Origin of the sequence: Streptomyces sp. NPDC001832 (assembly GCF_040297265.1) — a bacterium.
GTDB lineage: Bacteria > Actinomycetota > Actinomycetes > Streptomycetales > Streptomycetaceae > Streptomyces.
In genome coordinates, this window is record NZ_JBEOYU010000023.1 from 58,459 (window position 1) to 78,199 (window position 19,741).

The window sequence follows — 19,741 nt, forward strand, 5'->3', positions numbered from 1 at the left end:
TCGTCATCGGCCCACCCGGGGATCGAGCAGCGGATACAGCACATCGGCAAGGGTGTTCGCCAGGATCACCGCGGTAGCGAAGACGAAGAACAGCCCCTGTACGAGGGGCAGATCGGGCACGCTGAGCCCCTGGTAGAAGAGGTCGCCGAGGCCGGGCCAGGAGAAGACCGTCTCGACCAGGATCTGCCCGGCGACCACATGCCCCAGGTTCACGAACATCAGCGTGAACGTCGGCAGCATCGCGTTCGGCACGGCGTGCTTGCGGCGTACGACATCGTCCCGCAGCCCCTTCGCGCGGGCCGTTGTCAGATAGTCGCTGCCCATCTCGTCCAGCAGCGAGGAGCGCATCACCAGTAGCGTCTGCGCGTACCCGACCGCGACCAGCGTGATGACCGGGAGGACCAGATGATGCGCCACGTCGAGGACGTACGCGAATCCGCTCTCGCCGCCCGATTCCATACCGCCCGTCGGGAACATCCCGGGGATCGGGCCGATGCCCACCGAGAAGACGATGATCAGGAGCAGGCCCAGCCAGAACGCCGGCACCGAGTAGAGCGTGAGCGCGAACGCGGTGTTGAAGCGGTCACTCATGGAGCCGTTGCGCCAGGCGGTCCGGGTGCCGAGCCAGATGCCGAGTGCGGTGTAGAGGACGTACGACGTGCCGGTGAGGAGCAGGGTCGCGGGGAGCGCCTCGGTGATCTTGTCGGCGACAGGCGTGTGGAATTGGAACGAGGTGCCGAAGTCGCCTGTGAGTGCGTCGCCGATGTACGTGGTGAACTGCCGCCACATTGGTTGGTCGAGGCCGAACTGATGGCGGAGCGACTGGAGTTGTTCGGCGGAGACGGGACGGCCGCCCGTCATCTGTTTCACCGGGTCGCTGGGAATGAGCCGGAACAGGAAGAAGCTGGTGACCAGCACGGCGAACAGGGAGACGACCGCGCCCGCGATCTTCGCCGCGACGTACTGGAGATAGGCCTTGGTGTTACGCGCCCGTGGACCGCGGGCGGCCGACGGTCCGGCCTGAGCCGGACCGTCGGTGCCTGAACGTGTTCCCGCATTCTGGACGAGCGCCGGAGTGCTTTCAGCTGTCGTGACTCCTCCTCCCCGCAAGCGGGGCGGCCTCTCACTCGGTTCCATGGAACCTCATGACGGCCAAGCCCTGACCGCTGCCCGTGGGCAGGGTCCGAGTGTACGGTGCCGCTTCGCGAAGGCGGCGGTTTCCGCAGGAACCTGGGGATACGAACTTATTCACGGTCGTCCACCGTGTTTCGCCGGCGGTTGCCGAGGAAGATCCCGCCGCCGATGACGACGAGTGCGGCGACGACGATGCCGATGACGACACCGGTGGAGCTGGACCCGCCGGAGCTGTCCGAACCGCTGCTGCTCGCCGGAACGGCCGACCACCAGCTCCAGTACCCGTCCTGGCCGTAGATGTTGCCTGCCGCTTCGGGCATGGTCGTGATCGACTTGATCTGGTCGGTGCGGTAGGCCTCGACCGCGTTCGGGTAGGCGATGACGTTCATGTACCCGGAGTCGTACAGCCACGACTGCATCTGGTTGACGATGTCCGCGCGCTTGGCCGGGTCGTACTCGGCGAGCTGCTTCTTGTAGAGCTCGTCGTACGTCTTGTCGCAGATGAAATTGTCGGTGGCGGCACTGTCCTTGGCCTTGACCGGCAGGGCGTCGCAGGTGTGGATGCCGAGGACGAAGTCCGGGTCCGGGTTGACGGACCAGCCGTCGAAGGCGAGGTCGTACTCACCGGCGTACCAGGGCACGGAGACGTCGTTGAGGCACTCGACCTTGAGGCCGATGCCGAGCTTGCCCCACCACTCCTTGAGGTACTTGCCGACCGCCTTGTCGTTCGGGTCGGTGGCGTGGCAGAGGATGCGCAGGTCGAGCGGCTTGCCGTCCTTGCCGACGCGCTGGTCGCCCTTGAGCTTGTAGCCCGCCTCGTCGAGGAGCTTGGCGGCCTTGGCCGGGTCGTACGCGAGGCTCTGCTCGGCGGACGGCTCCCAGTGGTACGCCGAGAAGCGCGGCGGGATGTAGCCCTGGCCCTCGACGGCGTGGCCCTGGAAGACCTTGTCGATGATGGTTTTGCGGTCGATCGACAGGAAGAGGGCCTGGCGCACCTTCTGGTCGAGAAGCGCCTCGTTGCCGTTGCCGAACTTCTTGCCGTCCTTGGTCTGGGCGCCCGGGTTGACGGCCAGTGAGAAGAAGCGGCGGCCGGGGCCCTCGTTGACCTTGACGTTCTTCTCGCCCTTGAGGGAGGCGGCCTGAGCGGGCGTCAGCGCGGGCGCGCCGGCGACGAAGGAGACCTCGCCCTTGCGCAGTGCGGCGACCGCGGCGTCCTGGTCCTTGTACGTCTTGAAGACCAGCTCGTCGAACTTCGGCGTTCCGCGCCAGAAGTTCTTGTTGGCCTTGAGCTTCACATACTGGTCGACCTTGTAGTCGGTCAGGATGAACGGCCCGTTGCCGACGATCGGGAACTTCGTGTCGTTGTTGAACTCGGAGAAGTCACCGACCTTCTCCCAGACGTGCTTCGGGACTATCGGCACGTCGAGCGCGGCCATGGTGGCCTGCGGCTCCTTGAGCTGGATGACCAGCTGTGTCGGGCTGGGAGCCGTCACCTTCTCGAAGTTCGCGACGAAGTTGCCGTTGGCCTGCGCGGCGCCCTCGTCGGTCATCATCTTGTTGAACGTCCACGCCGCATCCTCGGCGGTGACCTGCTGCCCGTCCGACCACTTGGAGTCGGACCGGATGGTGTACGTCCAGGTCAGCTTGTCCGCGGACGGCTCCCACTTGGTGGCGAGGCCGGGGATCGCGTGGTTGTCCTTGGTGTCGTAGTTCGTCAAGAAGTCGTACATGAGCCGGCTGATGCTCGTGCTGATCAGCTTCTGAGCGAGGAAAGGGCTCAGCGAGTCGACGCTCTGTGCGACGGCGACGGTCAGCGTCGACTTGCCGCTGTCGGCAGCCTGCGCCTGCTGCGGCGCGGCCCCCAGGGGCACGCCTGGGACGATGGAACCGGCGGCCAGTGCCAGAGCGGCGGCACCGGAGGCCAGGAGGACACGCAGATGTGAGCGTGGCTGGGCGGGGAGTGGCTGGGCGGAGCGCGGTGGAACTCTTTCGACCATGGTCAGGGACCTCGCGTCATGACTCGCACGGAGAAGGCGGGTTGATCTATGGTTCGCCAGCTGGTGAAGCGAAGGTTTATCAGCGGTGGTCGAGCCGCGTCAACGGTCATTGAAACGGCGTGTGGTCTGCGGGAATGCGGTGAGGGCCCGCACCGTGGAAACGGTGCGGGCCCTCATTGGTGTAAACCTCTGTTGCCTTACTGCTGAGGCGCTGGCGGCGGCTGCTGCGGCCAACCGGCGGACGGTACGGGACCCTGCGGTCCGGGCGGGAGCGGCTGACCGGGTTGACCTGGCTGACCGGGCTGCTGCTGATGAGGCGGCGGCGGTCCGGCCGGGCTCGCCGCGGACGGGGCCTGGGAGGGCAACGACTGCTGCCAGCCGTTCTGTTGCACTCCGGGGCCGGGCTGCGGGGGGTACGGCTGCGGGGGCTGCTGCCCGCCGTACGGCTGTTGCTGCGCCGGGTACGGCTGCTGCGGGGCGTACTGCTGCTGGCCGGGCATCGGCGGGGCGTACTGCGGGGGCGGGTTGGAGCCGTTCGACGTCCAGAGGCCCTGCTGCTGCTGGGCGCGCGCGAAGTCCTCGGCGACCATCGCGGAGAGATTGAAGTACGCCTCGCGGGTCTTGGGGCGCATCATGTCGAGATCGACCTCCGCACCGGCCGCCAGATGCTCGTCGAACGGTACGACGACCACGCCGCGGCAGCGCGTCTCGAAGTGCTGCACGATGTCATCGACCTTGATCATCTTGCCGGTCTCACGGACACCCGAGATGACGGTGATGGAGCGCTGTACGAGCTCCGCGTACCCGTGCGCCGACAGCCAGTCCAGAGTGGTGGACGCGCTGGACGCACCGTCGACCGACGGCGTCGAGATGATGATCAACTGGTCGGCGAGGTCCAGCACTCCGCGCATCGCGCTGTAGAGCAGACCGGTGCCCGAGTCGGTGAGGATGATCGGGTACTGCCTGCCCAGCACGTCGATCGCGCGCCGGTAGTCCTCGTCGTTGAACGTCGTGGAGACCGCCGGGTCCACGTCGTTGGCGATGATCTCCAGGCCGGAGGGCGCCTGCGAGGTGAAGCGGCGGATGTCCATGTAGGAGTTGAGGTACGGGATCGCCTGGACCAGGTCACGGATAGTGGCCCCGGTCTCCCGGCGCACCCGGCGGCCGAGCGTGCCCGCGTCCGGGTTGGCGTCGATGGCGAGGATCTTGTCCTGCCGCTCGGTGGCCAGGGTCGAGCCGAGGGCAGTGGTCGTCGTGGTCTTGCCGACGCCCCCCTTGAGGCTGATGACCGCGATCCGGTAGCAGGACAGCACGGGCGTACGGATCAGTTCGAGCTTGCGCTGCCGCTCGGCCTCCTCCTTCTTGCCGCCGAGCTTGAAGCGGGCCGCGCTGGATGGCGTACGGCTGCTCTTCGCCTTCTGCTTGCCCCGGACGAGCCGGTCGGAGGAGAGCTCCACGGCCGCCGTGTACCCGAGCGGGGCGCCGGGCACGGAGCGCTCGCGCTGGTCGTGGGTGACCGGGGTCGGCCAGGCGGCGCCGGTGCGCGGGTCGACGGGCTGTCCCTGCGGTTGTTGCTGCTGCGGAGGCTGGGGGTAGGCGGGCTGCTGGTGCTGCGCGGGCGGCTGCGGGGCGACCTGCGCGGGCGGATTGGGCGAGCCCTGGACCGGTTGCTGGGACGCCTGGGGGACCTGCGGCGGCAGGGGCATGCCCTGCTGCGCGGGCCACTGGGGTGCCTGCGGCTGCTGCTGCGGCTGCTGGGGCGTCTGAGGAGGTTGCGGGAATCCGTAACCGCCCTGCACCGGTGTTTGTGGCGCTTGAGGGGGCTGCGGGAATCCGTAACCGCCCTGCACCGGTGCCTGCTGTGCGGGGGGAGCGGGCTGCTGCGGGAATCCGTAACCGCCCTGGGGCGGCTGTGGTGCCTGCGGCGGTTGAGGCGCTCCGGCATGCGGGAATCCGTAGCCGCCGGGCGCCTGGTCGGCCGGGGCCCGAGCGGGCCACTGCGGCGCCGACTGGGGCACGGAGGGCTGCGGCGTGGCGGGTTGGAAGGTGGGCGGCAGCGGCGGCAGACCGCCCTGCGGCGGCGCCGGGGCCCAGGCGGTCGCCGCGGCGTCCTGCGGTGCGGTGGGGGGCGGCACGTCCTGGGGAACCGCATCCGTGACGGCGTCCGAGGGCGCGGAGCCCTCCGGTCCGCCGACGGCATCGCTCGTGCCGCCGCCCGGTGCCTCGGCATCAGCCGCCGCAGCGTCGACGCCGGAATCCGCGGCAACAGCGGCGTCGGGCTCCTCGGCGGGCGCGTCCCCCGTCCGGGCGGAGCCGGAACCGGTGGCTTCGCTTTCGTCCGTACTGTCAGCACCGGTGCCCACGGAACCAGGACCAGTACCCGAACCCGAGCCGTCCCCCTCCGTGTTCTTCGATGCCTCCTGGCGCTCCGCGATCTCCCGCTTCAGCGCGGCCGGCGAGAACCGCATGGTCGCGCCGCTCTCCACGTCACCGCCGCCGAACGGGTCCGTCATCCCGTCGGAAGTCCCCGCCCCCTCCGGAGCGGAGGGAGCGGCGTCACCCGCCGCGGAAGGAGCCGGAATCGGAGCAGGAACTGGAACCGGAGCAGGAGCCGGAGCGGTGGCAGGAGCAGGGGCGGAGGCCGGCGCGGGTGGTGCCGGAGTCCAATTGGGGTCGAAACCGGTCCCGGCCGGCGGCGCGGGCACGGACAGCGGCGCCATGCCCTGCGGCGGAGGCGGCGCCAGGTGTGCTCCGGCACCGCCCGACGAGTCCCCCGGCGCGTTCTGCGTGTACCAGGCGGGCGGGGTGTAGTCGATGGTGAACTCACCCGTCATCTCGGCGGGCTCCGCGTCGGACGACTCGTCGACGGGCATGTTCCAGCCCCCGCGGATCTCGTCCCGATCGCCGTTCACTTTGCCTCCTGGTGTGGTCGAGCACCCTTGTGCCGTGGTGGGTGGGGGCGACCGTTCCCGCTCTGCGATCCGCCCGGCTCTCCCCCTTGCGACGCGCAGCGCCTGCCCGCAGGCTCCTGTGCCGCGCCCTGGCCCACCCTAATCGCCGTCGAGTTCAGCGCGGCAGGCCGTACCGCATAGCAGTAACTGTCCCTCAGGTCACTACAACGCTCAAGTGAACCGGGTGCGGCAGAACGTGAACGAAGAAGCAGACGGTGTGTCACAGACCGGGACATGTCCGGGCGTAGCGAGAGGGCGGCCTCGTCCGGACAGCCGCCCTCGCACCGGACTGTTACCTACGTGAGGTCGAATTCACCATCCCGTGCGCCCAGCACGAACGCGCGCCACTCGGCCTCCGTGTACCGCAGTACGGTCTCCGGATCCAGCGAGGAACGCATGGCTACCGCACCCCCGGGGAGGTGCGCGATCTCGACTCGTTCCTCGACGTTCTCGGTACCGGGTGCGCTCAGCCACTCCACATCAGAGATGTCGAGAGCATAAAGCTCGTCCTTTTCCTGCTGGGTGCCCATGCGTACGTCCCTTCCATCGAACTGTGTCGTTCCCCGCCATGATCCTGAACGGCGGCGGGTCCGGGGTGCAAACGAGACAGGATTCAGCGTGCTCTTGCGAGGAACCCCGGCCTTTGAGGGCTCGGGAGGAATTGCATCCTGAGCCGGGCGGCGCGGAGCGTCGCCGCATCGCTCGGGATTCTCCCACGGCGAGGGCCGCGCTCAGTCGGGCTGCTTCTGGTTGTCGATGTATTCCTTGACCGCTGCTGGTGGAGCACCAGTGCAGGAGGCGGCGAAGTAGGAGGGGGACCAGAGGTGGTTGCCCGACAGGTGCTTGTGGATGTGGTCGGGGAATTCCTTGCGCAGGTAGTGGGCGGAGACGCCCTTGAGTGAGCCGACGAGGGCGGAGAGCTTGACCTGGGGCGGGTAGTGCACCAGCAGGTGGACGTGATCGGTCTCGCCGTTGAACTCGCGCAGCTCCGCGTTGGCCTTCGCGCAGACCTCCCGCATCACCTCCTCGCAGCGGGTCAGGATCTCACCGGTGAAGACGTGACGCCGGTACTTGGGGGTAAAGACCAGATGTGCGTGGAGGGTGTGGATGACGCTACGACCCCTGCGAACATCGGGGTTTGGTTCCCATCGAGGTGACATAGACACGATGTCATGCTCGTGAAACTCGTTGTGCAGGTTCGCCTCATGCCGGATGCCGTGCAGGCGTCGGCTCTTGAGGCGACCCTGCATGCGGTCAACAAGGCGGCGAACCGGGTGTCGTCGGTGGCGTTCGAGCACTTCGGGCTCAGAGGAAGGGAAACTCCGCTGCGGAAGCTGTGTTACGGCGAGCTCAAGGCCCGTGGGCTGGGGGCGCAGGCCGCGCAGCATGTCATCAAGCGCGTGTGTGACGCTTACAGCACACTTCGTGCGAACATCCGCAACGGGAACCTCGGGTCCGAGGGGTCGAAGCGGCGCCGGAAGGCGGAGTCGAAGCCGATCGTCTTCCGCCCTGATGCGGCGCACACCTACGACGACCGGTGCCTGTCCTGGAAGTACGACGTGCAGACAGTCTCGGTCTGGACCCTCGCGGGCCGGGTGAAGGACCTGAGGTTCGCCTGCTCACTCAAGGCGCTCAAGCAGCTCGCCGGGAACCGTAAGGGCGAATCCGACCTGGTGATGCGGGACGGCAAGTGGTTCCTGGTCGCCACCATTGACATGCCCGAGCCCGAGGTTTTCGAACCGAAGGACTTCATCGGGGTGGACCGGGGCATCGTCAACCTCGCCACCACCTCGGACGGAGACAACCACTCCGGTCGCAGACTCGGCCGCTACCGCAGGTGGCAGGCCCGCAAGAAGGCCGAGATCCAGGCCAGGCGCACCCGCTCATCCAAGCAGCTCCTCAAAAAGCGTGCTCGCCGCGAGGCGAGGCACGCCACCCACATCAACCACAAGATCTCCAAGCAGACGGTTGCCGTCGCGCAACGCACCGAACGCGGAATCGCCCTCGAAGAACTGAGGGGTATCCGCGAGCGGGTCACGGTTTCTCGCGACCAGCGGGCCCGTCTGTCCTCCTGGCCGTTCCACCAACTCGGCGCATTCCTCGCATACAAGGCCCGCCGGGCCGGAGTGCCGTTCATCGAGGTGGACCCGGCTTACACCTCGCAGCGCTGCCCGCGTTGCGGTCACACCGCGAAGAACAACCGCCCTTCGCGTGATCATTTCTCTTGTCGCCGGTGCGGCCTCGCTGGGCCGGCCGACCACGTCGCCGGGGTCAACGTGCGCAACCGCGCACGCTCGGCGTGGGTATTCGTCAACATGCCCGATCCGCTTCCGGCCCGAGCCGGGAGCGGTAGATGTGACCCGTGACCGCCCTGTCGTAGGGGGCAGTCGGGAGCATAAACAAAGCCGTATCGAACCGGGTCAGCAAGCTCGGTCGTTCACGGTCGAGTAGTTGACTCCATCCTGCGAGCAGCACCCAGCAATCCGGCCTCGACGTCCGTGGCACTGGTCATCACCCAGTGGCGCTCGCGGCCCGCCACCCAGAGCGTGACACCGTCCGCCAGAGTGGGCAGGGCCTCGCTCTCGGCCCGTGCGAGCCCCAGAATCCTGCCGATCTGCTCCGCCTCGGCCGGCGAGACCCGCTGAACGCCCACGAGCGTCGAAGCTCGCAGCAACCGAGGTGCCACGGGGCTCAGATAGGGCAGCAGCGTCAGCACCGACTGCCACGGCGAAGACACCACCCGGCCACGGGGCGGGCGCATGCCGCAGTCACGCACCACCAACACCGGGCTGCTCACGGTCGCTCCTGTCGGCGGAACCCGGCCCACGTCATGGAGGGAGATGCACTCGAGACCGGCGCCCGCAGACTGTGCCAGCGTGGTCCACGCCTGGGTGCGCCCCGTCTCGACCGCCACCCGCGCACCGGTAGCGGCAGCGCGCAGTGCCAACACCTGCGCGGTCCACAGTCCGCCGATCAACAGGACGTCGTACGGCGCCGGTCGGTGGAACCCAATCATCTGCGGGCGTCCCTCGGCGTCGTCGCCGATGATCACGCCGTCGTCCCCCACCGGCAACGACAGCGCGCCCAGATGGTCCGCCGCCAGGGTGTGGCCGGCATGACGCGGGCCGAGCAGCCCCCGCCTCGGAGCGATGTGCTTCGTCACTGTGCGCCTCCCAGCGGGAGCGTCGCCAGGACACCCGGCAGCTGTTCGCGGTCCAGCCGTACCAGGCCGACCTTCGCATGCCGGGCGGCTTGCTCCAATGTCCTTCGCACCCCGACGAGTTCGGTGTCGGAGCCACCGGTGATCCGTACATGGCCGCAGACGGACATGTGGCCCTGGTGCGCACCGCGGCGCACCGTCAGGCTGAACGTCGTCGCATACGCGGGGACCGAGGTCAACAGCGAGACGAGCCGCGGGAGCGGAGTGGCCCCCCGGCCCAGCTCGGGCCAGTGATCCACCGCGTAGGTGGTGTGCCAACGGTCGTCGCAGCGCCAGACCCGAGATGTCTCCATCGTCCGTCGCTGCGGCGCGGCATCCGGGCGCCCGGCGCGCGCCGACAGGATGGGGCTGGCACACGCGGACGTCGCCATGGCGGAGTTCAGCTCCTGCTGATCCAGCACCGCGGCCCGGAACCCGGCGCCGGTGATCCGGCTCGCCACGTGGTCCGCGACCCGCACCAGACAGCGCTGAGCTCCTCCGATTCCGCCACCGCGTGCCGCCACGGCCTCCCGGCACAGCTCCGGATCCAGCTTCAACGCCACCCAGGTCATCCGCAGCGCGGGCGCCCCGGTCCGGTCCTGAAGAGGGGCGTACGAGAGCCGGGCCACCGAGCGTTCCGGCAGATGCGGCGCCGGAGCGGGGCGCACCTGCTGCACGAGCTGAGCGGACTCCAGCACGATGTCGTCCACCGTGAGGGCATCGCCCAGGAGGGACAGCGGAAGCGCCCGCGCCCCCAGCGCCTGGCGAAGCGATTCACCGCTCGCCTCGACCCGTACGACAGCGGTCAGAAACGTGCCGTCCCCGAGCATGCCCACCGTGCGGCGGTCCCGGTCCACATAGATGTACGGAGCGAATCCCGGCACGTTCTCCGCCACCGGCGCCAGTTGCGGCTCCGTGTCAGCGGGGGGCGCCGCAGCGGTCCGCCTGCGATCGCGGAGGAACAGCAGCGTCGACAGCCAGTCCTGAACGGCCCGGCCCCGGCGACGTACCACCGCGAGAAGAATCAGCAGGCAGGCGACCGCGACGCCGGGCACCAGCCACAGACCGCCGAGCGCGGCGCCCACCAGGGCGACCGCCAGAGCTGCCTCGACGAGCACCATCTGACGCAGTGCCGGCCCGACGCGACCAATCCGGGAGATCGAGCGCAAAGTGGTCGCCGCAGGGGCGTTCGCCGATGGGCGGGAAGCTGCGTCGGCCGACCCGTTGCTGCGTTGCCGCCGGGAAGATTCGGGCGATCGGTGGGTAGACCGCCTCGTACGCTCGCGCGTCGCTGGACCCATCGCCGCGTTGCCCCCTCGTGTCCCCATTTACCGTTTTTTTCACGGGCGTTGATCGGGCGATCACCCTACCCGAGCAGTGAGAGCCAAGTGCCAACAGGCATAGTAGGGGACCCAGTCGACGGCAGCGGCTCACGGCGGGTGTGGGAACCTGGTCGCCCACTGGGGAGAAGGGGCAGCGCGCACATGGCATCACGGCGGGACGAACTCAATGCCTACACCTTCGCGAAGCGGAGGTTGATCGCACAGTTCCTGCAGCCCAACCCGTCCGGCTCGGAGGAGGGTGCGCCGCGCCCCCTGCGTGCGGTGATGCCCGGGGCGGTCGTCGGTGCCGTCGTCCTGGCGGTCTTCGGAGCCTGGGGGATGTTCAAGCCCGTGGCTCCCCAGAAATGGGACACCCCCTACGAGAACGTCATCATCGCCAGCAAATCCACCACCCGGTACGTGGTGTTGAAGACCGACGGCAAAAAGCAGCTCCACCCGGTGCTGAACATGTCCAGCGCCAAACTCCTCCTCGCCCCGGACAAGGGCAAGGTCATCAACGTCGACGAGTCGGTCCTCGACAGCGGCAAGATCCCGCACGGCGCCACCCTCGGCATCCCGTACGCCCCCGACCGGCTGCCCGACAAGACCGAAGCCGGCTCCAACAAGCGCTGGGCAGTCTGTGAGCAGCCCGGCGAGGGCGGCAGGGCCATCCAGAAGGCCACGTTCGTCTTCGCGGAGCGCGAGCAGAAGAAGACCGAGGGCACAGGCCGACTGCACGGCGGTGAAATGATGTACGTCGAGGGGCCCGGACCGGACAGGACCCGCTACATCGTGGACGCCACGGGCAAGGCGTACCCGGTGCAGAAGGACGAGTTGCTGCTGCGCACCCTCGTCGGTGAGAACCGTGTCCCCCAGCGGGTGTCCGCCGCCTGGCTCGCCACACTGCACACCGGAGACGAGATCACCTTCCCGGTCATAGAGGGAACTCCCGGCGCCGACGCGGGTGTTCCGGGAAAGCTGCAGCCCGACGCGAACAAGGTGGGCATGGTCCTCGCGGCGCCCTCCGGTACCAGCACCCAGCAGTACGTGGTCCTGCCGGGCAGGGTCGCCCCGGTATCGGACTTCGTCGCCAAACTCCTGCTCAGCAGCAGCGCCCTGGTCAACCTCGACCAGGACGGCAAGGTGAAGCACGTCAGCGCCGGAGCGTTCGAGCCCGGTGAGGCGTTCGGGCAGGAGAGGGACTGGCCCACGAGCGAGTTGGCCCCCGTCAACTCCGCGAGTACGGCGAAGGGAAGCCGCAACACCGTGTGCAACGTCCTGCGCGACGTCGCCGAGAAGGACGGCACCACCACGCTCAGCACCTGGGCGGGCACGAGCTTCCCCGCCACGCTCCCCACCGGATCCAGCAGCGCCTACGTCACCCCCGGATCAGGCCAGCTCTTCCGCCAGTTCAAGGGGGCCAACGCCGACTCCGGCCCTCTCTTCCTGGTGACCGACACCGGTCTGCGCTACGCCATGCAGTCCAACGCCGACAGCGCCCAGGACGATTCCGGCATCGGTGAATCCGGCACGAAGGAGGAGAGGGAGCAGCGTCAGCAGGAGGCCCAGCAGGCGCAGAACCGGCTGGGATACAAGGACGTCGATCCCGCACCCATTCCGGCTGCCTGGTCCACGTTCCTGCCGACGGGACCGCGCCTTTCGACCGGCGCCGCCCGCCAGCCGCAGGGTTCGTGAGGAGCGACCACGTGACGACGTATCCCTCTCCTCGCCCCCGGCGCCTGCTGACAGTCGCGGCCGCCACCGCCGTCCTCTTCGTCACGCTGCCGGTACCGCCCGCGGCCGCGGACGATTCCACCCAGTGCACCTTCCCTTCGAAGAAGTACCCGGGCCGCCCCTGGGCATTGCAGCGCGTTCTGCTGGACGAGCTGTGGAAGCAGTCCACCGGCAAGGGCGTACGGGTGGCGGTCATCGACACCGGCGTCGACGTCAAGAACCCTCAGCTGACCAAGGCCGTGGATACCGGCAGTGGCCGCAACTTCCTGCCGAAGGACCTCAAGGACGACAACGGCAGCAAGATCGAGCGCGGCAAGGAGAACGGCACCACCGACGTGGTCGGCCACGGCACCAAGGTCGCCGGAATCATCGCCGCGCGAGAGGCGAAGGGCACCGGTTTCACCGGCCTCGCTCCGGACGCGACGATCATCCCGATCCAGCAGAACGACGCCGAGGGCCACGGAACGGCGGAGTCGCTTGCCGCTTCCATCCACTACGCCGCTAACGAGGCGGACGCCGACATCATCAACATCTCCCAGGACACGGCCAACGCGGTGAAGCCCGCGCCCGTCCTGAAACAGGAGGTGGACGCCGCCCTGGACAAGGAGATCGTGATCGTCGCCTCGGCCGGCAACGACGGGCTGGGCGGCAACGTCAAGGAGACCTACCCGGCCTCCTACGACGGTGTCCTGGCAGTGGCCTCGTCGGACCGCAACAACGAACGGGCCGCCTTCTCCCAGTCCGGCGAGTTCGTGGGCGTGGCTGCCCCCGGCGTCGACATGATCTCGACGGTCCCCGGCGGCGGACACTGCGCCGACAACGGCACCAGTTTCTCGGCCCCGTACGTCGCGGGAGTCGCCGCCCTCATCAAGGCCAAGCACAAGGACTGGACGCAGGAGCAGATCGTCGCCCAGATCCAGCAGACGGCGGAACGCTCGATCGCGGGCCACGACAGCCGGGTCGGCTGGGGTGTCGTCGACCCGGTGCGCGCCTTGACCGAGGACGACAAACCCATCGAACACCCGGTGGCGAACGAGGGCGTGAGCAAGGGCGAAGCACCGGTCCCGGCCGCCCTCCAGCTGGGCGAGACAGCGGACGAACGCAACGCCCGCTTGGCGACCTACGTGGTGGTGGGCGGGGGCGTACTGGTCGCCGCCATAGCGGGTGCGGCCGTGGCCTTGCGCGACATGCGACGGAGGTCGGGGCGCCTGGGGCGAATGGGCGGTAGCTGACATTGCGGCGGCGATCGGCGCTCGGACACGTCGATGACGTCAGTCCGAGAAGTCACTTGATGGACAAGTGAGTTGGTCATGTCAGTGCCATTGGCTAGAGTTGACGTTATGGGGCCAGACCTGTTCACGCGGGTGCGATAGCAACGCGAGACGGTCTGAGTAAACGGGGAATCGGGGAAGGGCAGTATCGTGACCGACGGTACGAGCGGGGATCTCCAGCGCGGCGTAGGCGCCCTCGAGCAGTTCCAGAAACGCGTTAACGCGTTGCTGGCGGAATTCGAAGGTTCGGCAGCCGGCAAGTCGAACATCGCGGCACAGACGGTGTCGCGCGCCTCCTTGAGCGGTCAGAACGCGTGCTTCGCGGAAGCGGACGGGCTCTACACGCAGTACAACCGCGTCCACGAGTCGCTCGTCACGCTCTCGAAGTCCCTGGGCGACCAGATCGAGTATCTGAGCCTCGGCGTGCACGCGGCGGCTGTGGGATTCGACAACGTGGAGGACGACGTGCGGCGGCGGTTCTACGAGATCCAGGTGCGTTTGGACGCTGAGCGCGAGAAGGCGCAGGCCGAGAAGACGGGCACGCCTGAGCGGAACGCTGACAAGCAGAGCGACTCGGGGTGGGCAGCCGAATGAGCGAACCGAAGAAGCCGGAACCGGGTTCCGAGTCTCAGCCGGAACTGACTCCGCAGCAACAGCAGCAGCAGGATCAGGTACGCGTCCAGGGCCAGTTGCTCGCCACCGACGTCAACCGGCAGCTCGAGGGCGCCCTGAAGGTGTTCGGCTTCCGGGGTTCCGGCTCCTCGGGGCGGACCTCATTCGAGGGGCACGAGCTCAACGCGATGATCGACCTGATCGAGAACTCCAACCCCGAGCACCTCGAGGACGCAGGTGAGGCGCTCCTGAAGGCCAGGACCGCGATCAACGAGGCCGCGCAGGAGTTGGGCGACTTCATCAAGGCTGTCCACTGGGAGGGCGAATCCGGCATCGCCTTCCGGGACTGGGGCAACGGCTTGGTCGCCCACGCCAGGAAGCTGGGCGAGTTCGCGGAGACAGCCGGCACTCAGATCACGGTCGCGGGCACAGGCCTCGCCTCGGTGCGTAACTCCCTCCCGCCTCGCGACAGCCGCGTCAATCGCAAGTCTCCCGAGGACATCGAGGCCCCGAAACGGATCGATGGCAACCCGGAGTACGCGGCGGCGGTGAAGGTCGAGAAGCACCGCCAGGAGGCGATCAACCAGGCGAACCGGCTGGCGTCGTACTACTCGGTCTCGGAGGAGAGGCTGGCGGCGCAGGAGCCGCCGCGGTTTGATAAGCGGCTTGATGTTGCGATGCCGCGGCCGCGGGGCCGTATCGTAAGGCCCCCCGATTCCAGCAACCCGTCAGCAAGATCCGAGACGTCGGGTAGTAGCACGACACGAGGTGTATCGGAGCCCTCCGCGAGGGGCGAAGCTCACAGCTCAGGCAATACCGGAAGTAGTTCCTCCGCCGAGGTGCTCGGGGCGGCCACGCCTGTCCTGGACAAGAACACATCAACTGAGATCGACAGCGTTGCTAGTCCGCCAGCCCCAGTGACCGCTTCCGGCACATCCCCTGTGCCTTTGGCCACAAGTCCTGCGGGGCCGGGTGGAGGCTCGACTCCGCCCGTAGCGAATGGCTTTGTGAACCCGATGACGGGTAGCTCGCGGTGGTCCCAGGGGTCGACAGGAGTGCCCAGGACAGTCGGGCAGCCCGGGGGCAGCGGATCCAGAGTCGGCAGTTCCACTGGCCGTGGCCCTGCGGCGAATGGCCGCGCCGGAGACCCGGTGGGGCGTCCGGCCCCCATGGGCGGGAGTTCGGCCTCAGGGACATCTGGACGCGGCGGCGGGGGCCAGCCCCCTGTTGCCGGCCGGTCCGGTGTGACTGGCGGAAGGCCCGTGGCAGGCGGCCGTGCAGGTGCATCCGGAACCTCCGGGCCGCGTGCTGGCCGGGCCAGCGGCATCGTAGGTGGAACTCCGCAGCGTGCTACCCCGGGGGGAGCCCGTGGCGTTCCGCGCAGCACGGCCATCGGAGCCGGAGGTGCAGCACAAACGCGCGGCTCTGCCGGTGGTGCCAACCCACGGGGAGTGATCGGAGCCGGGGGAACGAGCAGCGCGCCTCGGCCTGGTGGACGAGGCACTCCCAGTTCGAACGGAGTCGTGGGTACGCCTCGTGGTGGTGCTGCCGGATCCGGCGGCGCAAAGGGCTTCACCGCTGGAGGCGCAGGCCTCGTACGTGGACCCGCAGGTCGAAGGGACTCTGATGACGAGGACCAGAACGGGGGCACGCCTCGTCCGGACTACCTGACGGAAGACAGAGAGACGTGGGAGGCCGGACGGCGTGGAGTCGCACCGCCGGTGATCGAGTAGGTACAGGGAAGTTCGGGAGTCAGGATGACAGAAGGAATGAGCCAGACCCGGAAGCGCCGCATGCCTCTCGGATTGCGAGGACGCCTGCTCGGTACGGTGGTTGTCGCCGCTGCCTGGAGCGTGGGATTCGCAGGGGCTGCTCCCTCTGCGGTGGCCGCGGACGTGCAATCGAAGCAGTGGTACCTCAGCGCGATGCAGGCGGAGGAGATGTGGAAGGTCACCACGGGCGAAGGCATCAAGGTTGCTGTCATCGACACCGGCGTCAATGCGTCCACGCCTTCTCTGAAGGGGCAGGTCCTGAAGGGGTTTGACGCTACAGGGGCTGACGGCGATGAGTACGACGACTATGACGGGCACGGCACAACGATGGCTGAGTTGATTGCCGGAACGGGGAAGGGTGGTGGCCTGCAAGGCCTCGCTCCGGGCACGAAGATTATCCCGATGCGAATCACCGATACAGAGTTCCAGAATGGGCATTCGGTGAACGCCCATGACTCCGAAGATGCTATCCGGGCCGCAGCGGACAGCGATGCACAGATCATCAGCATGTCGTTTGCCAGTGACTTCCCTGGGCGGGAGGAGCGGGAAGCGGTGAAGTACGCCCAGAGTAAAGGGAAGTTGTTCTTCGCGGGTGTGGGAAATAATGCGGAGACGAGCAACAGGGATCAGTACCCTGCCGCGTACCCACAGGTCGTAGGTGTCTCCTCGGCTGACCGCGACGGTAAGGTAGCCGAGTACTCCCAAAACGGCGGCATTGTGGATATCGCTGCTCCTGGTAGTGACATTCCGTACTGGTGTGATGAGACCTTCCAGAGGTATTGCGATGGCGATGGCACCAGCCAAGCAACCGCCATCGCATCCGCCTCCGCAGCCTTGGTGTGGTCCGCCCACCCGGACTGGACAGCAAACCAAGTCCTCAACGTTCTCTTCGACACGGCCAGCCGTGACTGGGAGAAGGGAACGCTCAGCAAGTACCTCGGCCACGGCCTGATCCGCCCCTCCATGAACATCCTGAAGGGCAAGGGAGACCCCGGCGACCCGGACATCAGCCCTCTCACCAAAGAGAAAACGTCCGGCTCCTCGACCTCCCCTTCCCCGTCAGTATCAGCTTCGTCACAGCCCGAAAAGAATGAGAAGCCTGATGACGTCGCCATGACAGGCTCCAGTGCTGAGAAGGACGACAACAGTCAACTGGGTCTGGTCTTGGGCGGAGCGGCAGCGGTAATCGTGCTCGGCGTCGGAGCCTTCGCGCTGGCCCGTAAGCGCCGCGCCGCCTGACTGGCCCGACGTTCTACACCCGTACCACCGGCGAGTGATGCCGGACCGAACAAGAGCACCAGAAAGGAAGCCGAAAAACCATGGCTGATCAGAAGCTCTCAGATGCCGCTCTCCTCAAGCTGGAGGGTGAGCTCTCCACGCGGTTCGACTCCGTGAAGGGCCAGCTGAAGACGCTACAGGGGACGATCGACAGCCTGGAGGGCGCTTGGAAGGGCATCGGCGCCGGCGCCTTCAACTCGAAGCAGGAAGAGATCAATCGGAAGATGGTCAGCATCGCCAATCGGCTTGTCAATTTCCAGGAGGCCATCAAGGCGGCGCGAACCATTTCAGGTAACACCGAAGACGAAGTCAAGCAGGCCCTCCAGGGTGTCGATGTCGTCAGCGGTTACTCGGGTGATGCGACGGTGGAGGCCAGGACCTCGAACCTCAACAACTTCTGATCCTGTCGCGCCCGTACCACGTACAAGGCCTTCATACCGAACCTAGATAGCACGGGAGGACCGCATGTCGAACAACGACGGCACGATGGTTGTCACTTACGCGAGCCTGGACTTGGCCGCCGGGGCCATCGACCGGCAGAGCAAGCAGCTCCAGGAGGACCTTGCGTCCATCAAGCAAATGATCGCCAATGTGTCCGAGCTCTGGGTGGGCGAGGCCAAGGAGGCGTACGACACCGCTCAGGCTGGTTGGGACCGCGACGCCACCGGGATTCACACCGCCCTGAGCGAGATCTCTCGCAAGGTGCGCGAGGCCGGAGCTGCGTACCACGCCGGCGACAAGCGGGCGAGGGCCAACTTCGAGTAATTCTCAGCAGGACACAGTCAGGGTGGGCACGCACGGGAGGTGCCCACCCTGACGTATGTCCCGACCACAAAGCCGAGCACGGCGCATCGCGCTTGTCAGCAGGTGAGGGTGCTGTCACCGGCCGCCCCCGGAGCAGCCCCATCCCCGTCTCGGAGGCTCGGCAGATACTGGGTGAAAAAGTCGAACTCTGTTAACTCGCGGGCGTAGTTAGGGTGGTTAGCCCGGGCCACACCAGGCATCCGATGCTTCCCGGGTGCAGGGAAATCAGCTGGGCCGCACGGTCGGGAGTGCGCAGCGACATCCGGAACCTGTCGTCCACAGCGGCGACCTGGGCGCTCCGGTCCTCGTGCGCGAGGCCCCACGCGGCGACACGGGCGCGCGCTACGTATGCGATTCGGTGGATCTGAGGTCACTCGAGCGCAGTTGCTTCACATGGCCGCGATGATGGAACAGGAGAACGTCACGATCCGAGTGATTCCCTTCGAGCGCCAGGATTTCCCCGCTGCTGGGCAGCCGATCACCTACGTCGCGGGGCAGGTGCCGCAGTTGGACACCGTTGTGCTGGATTCCGATCACGGTTGCGATTTCCTCGATGCTGAGGCACAGCTTGCTCGCTATAGATCTGTCTTGGATCGCATGGAGAGCTGCGCGCTCAGCCCGGCGCAAAGCCGGGACTTCGTCCAAAAGGTTGCTAGAAGTCTCTGAGAGGCCATTTCATGTCCGAGTACAACTGGCAGAAGTCCTCGTACAGTACCGAGGGCGCGAACTGCGTCAATATCGCCGGCGCGTCTGATGGCACGTTCCGGCTGCGAGAGAGCGACGAGCCAAACGTGATACTCGTCGTCAGCAGCGTGGGCCTGTCCGCACTGCTCGCGTCGATCAGAGCGGACTGGGCGATTCACTGCCCCAGTGATCAGCTGCCGAGTGTGGCGGAGGGCCTGTCGCCCTTCTGGGCTTGCTCGGCACGCACGCTGAACAGCGAGGCCATGTCTTTAACGAGGGCGTCGTCGATGTCGCCCTTTCGGGTGCCGGTGACCTGAACCCAGAGCAGCGTCGTGCCGACCCGCACCTGTGCCACCGCACCCGGCTCGCCCCTAAAATCCACAGTGCCGACACGAGCGTTGCTCTCTTCTCCGAGCGCGCCGAGATCCAGGTTCTTAGCTTTCGGCCCTGGGCCCCGACTGTTGATCTTCCAGAGGGCTTCGTATGCCGTCTCGGCTGTCTGCTCGTCCTTGTAGGCTGCCATTTGGAAGTAGGCATTGGCGTTCTTGTCGTCGCGGTGGAAGGTCGAGAGGCCGTAGAAACGAGCGTCCTCGCAGCCCTTGTTGCCCTCATTGGGGCACACAAGCTGCTTGTGCATGCTATTCATGGGAATTGCCTCGGGCTCCTCGGAAACCGTCCAGCCCGGCATGGCCGCACCACCCGGCAGCGCAGCCTCTACCTGCTTCGCGCTCAGCGCAGTGGACTTGCTGTCATCGCTGCCGCACCCCGTCTGTAGAAGCAAGGCCGCCCCGGCAGCCCAGGCTGCGGTGGAACGTCCGACTTTACGCCTGATCACTGCCGTTCCTCTCTTGGAAGTCGATCGCAGCAGAGGGGGATAACCTTGTTGAATCATGTCACTCATTGCGCGTGCACTGATCCGAGGAGCTCATACTCTCCGTGTATCCCGTGATGAGGGCCTTCACCGCGTCAGCATTTGCTCTACC

Annotated in this window: 17 protein-coding genes and 1 pseudogene; 9 read left to right on the forward strand and 9 right to left on the reverse strand. The window is 67.1% G+C overall.

All coding sequences use genetic code 11. The features are described from left to right. Positions 1 to 3: 3 nt before the first annotated feature. The 5 genes from ABT115_RS19225 to tnpA form a co-directional block, all read right to left on the reverse strand. Positions 4 to 1,110 (reverse strand): ABC transporter permease, encoded by a 1,107-nt coding sequence (locus ABT115_RS19225; protein WP_351790995.1) that lies wholly within the window; start codon positions 1,108 to 1,110, stop codon positions 4 to 6. A 134-nt stretch (positions 1,111 to 1,244) separates the two neighbouring features. Beyond that, complete coding sequence (locus tag ABT115_RS19230) at positions 1,245 to 3,131, reverse strand: ABC transporter substrate-binding protein (RefSeq protein ID WP_351790998.1); 1,887 nt, start codon at positions 3,129 to 3,131, stop codon at positions 1,245 to 1,247. A 197-nt stretch (positions 3,132 to 3,328) separates the two neighbouring features. Then, complete coding sequence (locus ABT115_RS19235) at positions 3,329 to 6,043, reverse strand: SCO5717 family growth-regulating ATPase (RefSeq protein WP_351791001.1); 2,715 nt, start codon at positions 6,041 to 6,043, stop codon at positions 3,329 to 3,331. A gap of 335 nt (positions 6,044 to 6,378) precedes the next feature. Then, a complete protein-coding gene (locus tag ABT115_RS19240; RefSeq protein WP_351276327.1) occupies positions 6,379 to 6,612 on the reverse strand; it encodes a DUF397 domain-containing protein in 234 nt (77 codons plus the stop codon). Positions 6,613 to 6,813: 201 nt separating this feature from the next. Then, on the reverse strand, positions 6,814 to 7,242 hold the full coding sequence (gene tnpA / locus ABT115_RS19245; RefSeq protein WP_351791074.1) for an IS200/IS605 family transposase: 429 nt from the start codon (positions 7,240 to 7,242) through the stop codon (positions 6,814 to 6,816). Between the two features lie 45 nt (positions 7,243 to 7,287). Between tnpA and ABT115_RS19250 the strand changes: the two genes are divergently transcribed. Beyond that, positions 7,288 to 8,448, forward strand: coding sequence for an RNA-guided endonuclease InsQ/TnpB family protein (locus ABT115_RS19250; RefSeq protein WP_351791004.1), 1,161 nt, complete (start codon positions 7,288 to 7,290; stop codon positions 8,446 to 8,448). 71 nt (positions 8,449 to 8,519) lie between these two features. Here ABT115_RS19250 and ABT115_RS19255 read toward each other — a convergent pair whose 3' ends face one another. Together ABT115_RS19255 and eccE are read right to left on the reverse strand one after the other, a co-directional pair. Continuing rightward, complete coding sequence (locus tag ABT115_RS19255; protein WP_351791007.1) at positions 8,520 to 9,245, reverse strand: hypothetical protein; 726 nt, start codon at positions 9,243 to 9,245, stop codon at positions 8,520 to 8,522. After that, positions 9,242 to 10,582, reverse strand: a complete 1,341-nt coding sequence (gene eccE / locus ABT115_RS19260; protein WP_351791010.1) for a type VII secretion protein EccE — start codon at positions 10,580 to 10,582, stop codon at positions 9,242 to 9,244. The genes ABT115_RS19255 and eccE overlap by 4 nt, the downstream gene beginning before the upstream one ends. A 183-nt stretch (positions 10,583 to 10,765) precedes the next feature. On the opposite strand from eccE, the gene eccB reads away from it, so the two are divergent. The 3 genes from eccB to ABT115_RS19275 all read left to right on the forward strand — a co-directional run bounded on the left by eccB (position 10,766) and on the right by ABT115_RS19275 (position 14,202). Next, complete coding sequence (gene eccB / locus ABT115_RS19265) at positions 10,766 to 12,298, forward strand: type VII secretion protein EccB (RefSeq protein WP_351791013.1); 1,533 nt, start codon at positions 10,766 to 10,768, stop codon at positions 12,296 to 12,298. An 11-nt stretch (positions 12,299 to 12,309) separates the two neighbouring features. Further along, on the forward strand, positions 12,310 to 13,569 hold the full coding sequence (mycP, locus tag ABT115_RS19270; RefSeq protein ID WP_351791015.1) for a type VII secretion-associated serine protease mycosin: 1,260 nt from the start codon (positions 12,310 to 12,312) through the stop codon (positions 13,567 to 13,569). Between the two features lie 189 nt (positions 13,570 to 13,758). Beyond that, the gene (locus ABT115_RS19275; RefSeq protein ID WP_351791017.1) at positions 13,759 to 14,202 is read left to right on the forward strand and encodes a DUF2563 family protein; all 444 of its coding nucleotides are present in this window, start codon (positions 13,759 to 13,761) and stop codon (positions 14,200 to 14,202) included. Between the two features lie 179 nt (positions 14,203 to 14,381). Here the strand turns inward: ABT115_RS19275 and ABT115_RS19280 are convergent, their stop codons facing one another. Beyond that, entirely contained in the window at positions 14,382 to 14,786 is a 405-nt protein-coding gene (locus ABT115_RS19280) for a hypothetical protein (protein WP_351791020.1), read from the reverse strand. A 1,191-nt stretch (positions 14,787 to 15,977) separates the two neighbouring features. Between ABT115_RS19280 and ABT115_RS19285 the strand changes: the two genes are divergently transcribed. From ABT115_RS19285 to ABT115_RS19305, 5 genes and pseudogenes are all read left to right on the forward strand, one after another. Further along, a complete protein-coding gene (locus ABT115_RS19285) occupies positions 15,978 to 17,231 on the forward strand; it encodes a S8 family serine peptidase (RefSeq protein WP_351791023.1) in 1,254 nt (417 codons plus the stop codon). 80 nt (positions 17,232 to 17,311) lie between these two features. Further along, the gene (locus tag ABT115_RS19290) at positions 17,312 to 17,671 is read left to right on the forward strand and encodes a WXG100 family type VII secretion target (RefSeq protein ID WP_351791025.1); all 360 of its coding nucleotides are present in this window, start codon (positions 17,312 to 17,314) and stop codon (positions 17,669 to 17,671) included. A 64-nt stretch (positions 17,672 to 17,735) separates the two neighbouring features. Beyond that, entirely contained in the window at positions 17,736 to 18,035 is a 300-nt protein-coding gene (locus ABT115_RS19295) for a WXG100 family type VII secretion target (RefSeq protein ID WP_351791028.1), read from the forward strand. A 387-nt stretch (positions 18,036 to 18,422) separates the two neighbouring features. After that, positions 18,423 to 18,740 (forward strand): Scr1 family TA system antitoxin-like transcriptional regulator, encoded by a 318-nt coding sequence (locus ABT115_RS19300; RefSeq protein ID WP_351791030.1) that lies wholly within the window; start codon positions 18,423 to 18,425, stop codon positions 18,738 to 18,740. Positions 18,741 to 18,751: 11 nt separating this feature from the next. Beyond that, positions 18,752 to 18,907, forward strand: a pseudogene (locus ABT115_RS19305) (DUF397 domain-containing protein); the annotation flags it as partial. 41 nt (positions 18,908 to 18,948) lie between these two features. Here ABT115_RS19305 and ABT115_RS19310 read toward each other — a convergent pair. Continuing rightward, a complete protein-coding gene (locus ABT115_RS19310; RefSeq protein WP_351791033.1) occupies positions 18,949 to 19,659 on the reverse strand; it encodes a hypothetical protein in 711 nt (236 codons plus the stop codon). Positions 19,660 to 19,741 lie beyond the last annotated feature (82 nt).

What these genes read in the sequence shown, in the direction of transcription:
- eccB (WP_351791013.1), top strand. Translation starts at nt 10,766, where the DNA reads ATGGCATCACGGCGGGACGAACTCAATGCCTACACCTTCGCGAAGCGG.
- eccE (WP_351791010.1), bottom strand. Translation starts at nt 10,582, where the DNA reads ATGGGTCCAGCGACGCGCGAGCGTACGAGGCGGTCTACCCACCGATCG.
- ABT115_RS19290 (WP_351791025.1), top strand. Translation starts at nt 17,312, where the DNA reads ATGGCTGATCAGAAGCTCTCAGATGCCGCTCTCCTCAAGCTGGAGGGT.
- ABT115_RS19300 (WP_351791030.1), top strand. Translation starts at nt 18,423, where the DNA reads ATGCGATTCGGTGGATCTGAGGTCACTCGAGCGCAGTTGCTTCACATG.
- ABT115_RS19285 (WP_351791023.1), top strand. Translation starts at nt 15,978, where the DNA reads ATGACAGAAGGAATGAGCCAGACCCGGAAGCGCCGCATGCCTCTCGGA.
- ABT115_RS19295 (WP_351791028.1), top strand. Translation starts at nt 17,736, where the DNA reads ATGTCGAACAACGACGGCACGATGGTTGTCACTTACGCGAGCCTGGAC.
- ABT115_RS19250 (WP_351791004.1), top strand. Translation starts at nt 7,288, where the DNA reads ATGCCGGATGCCGTGCAGGCGTCGGCTCTTGAGGCGACCCTGCATGCG.
- ABT115_RS19310 (WP_351791033.1), bottom strand. Translation starts at nt 19,659, where the DNA reads ATGAGTGACATGATTCAACAAGGTTATCCCCCTCTGCTGCGATCGACT.
- ABT115_RS19240 (WP_351276327.1), bottom strand. Translation starts at nt 6,612, where the DNA reads ATGGGCACCCAGCAGGAAAAGGACGAGCTTTATGCTCTCGACATCTCT.
- ABT115_RS19230 (WP_351790998.1), bottom strand. Translation starts at nt 3,131, where the DNA reads ATGGTCGAAAGAGTTCCACCGCGCTCCGCCCAGCCACTCCCCGCCCAG.
- tnpA (WP_351791074.1), bottom strand. Translation starts at nt 7,242, where the DNA reads ATGTCACCTCGATGGGAACCAAACCCCGATGTTCGCAGGGGTCGTAGC.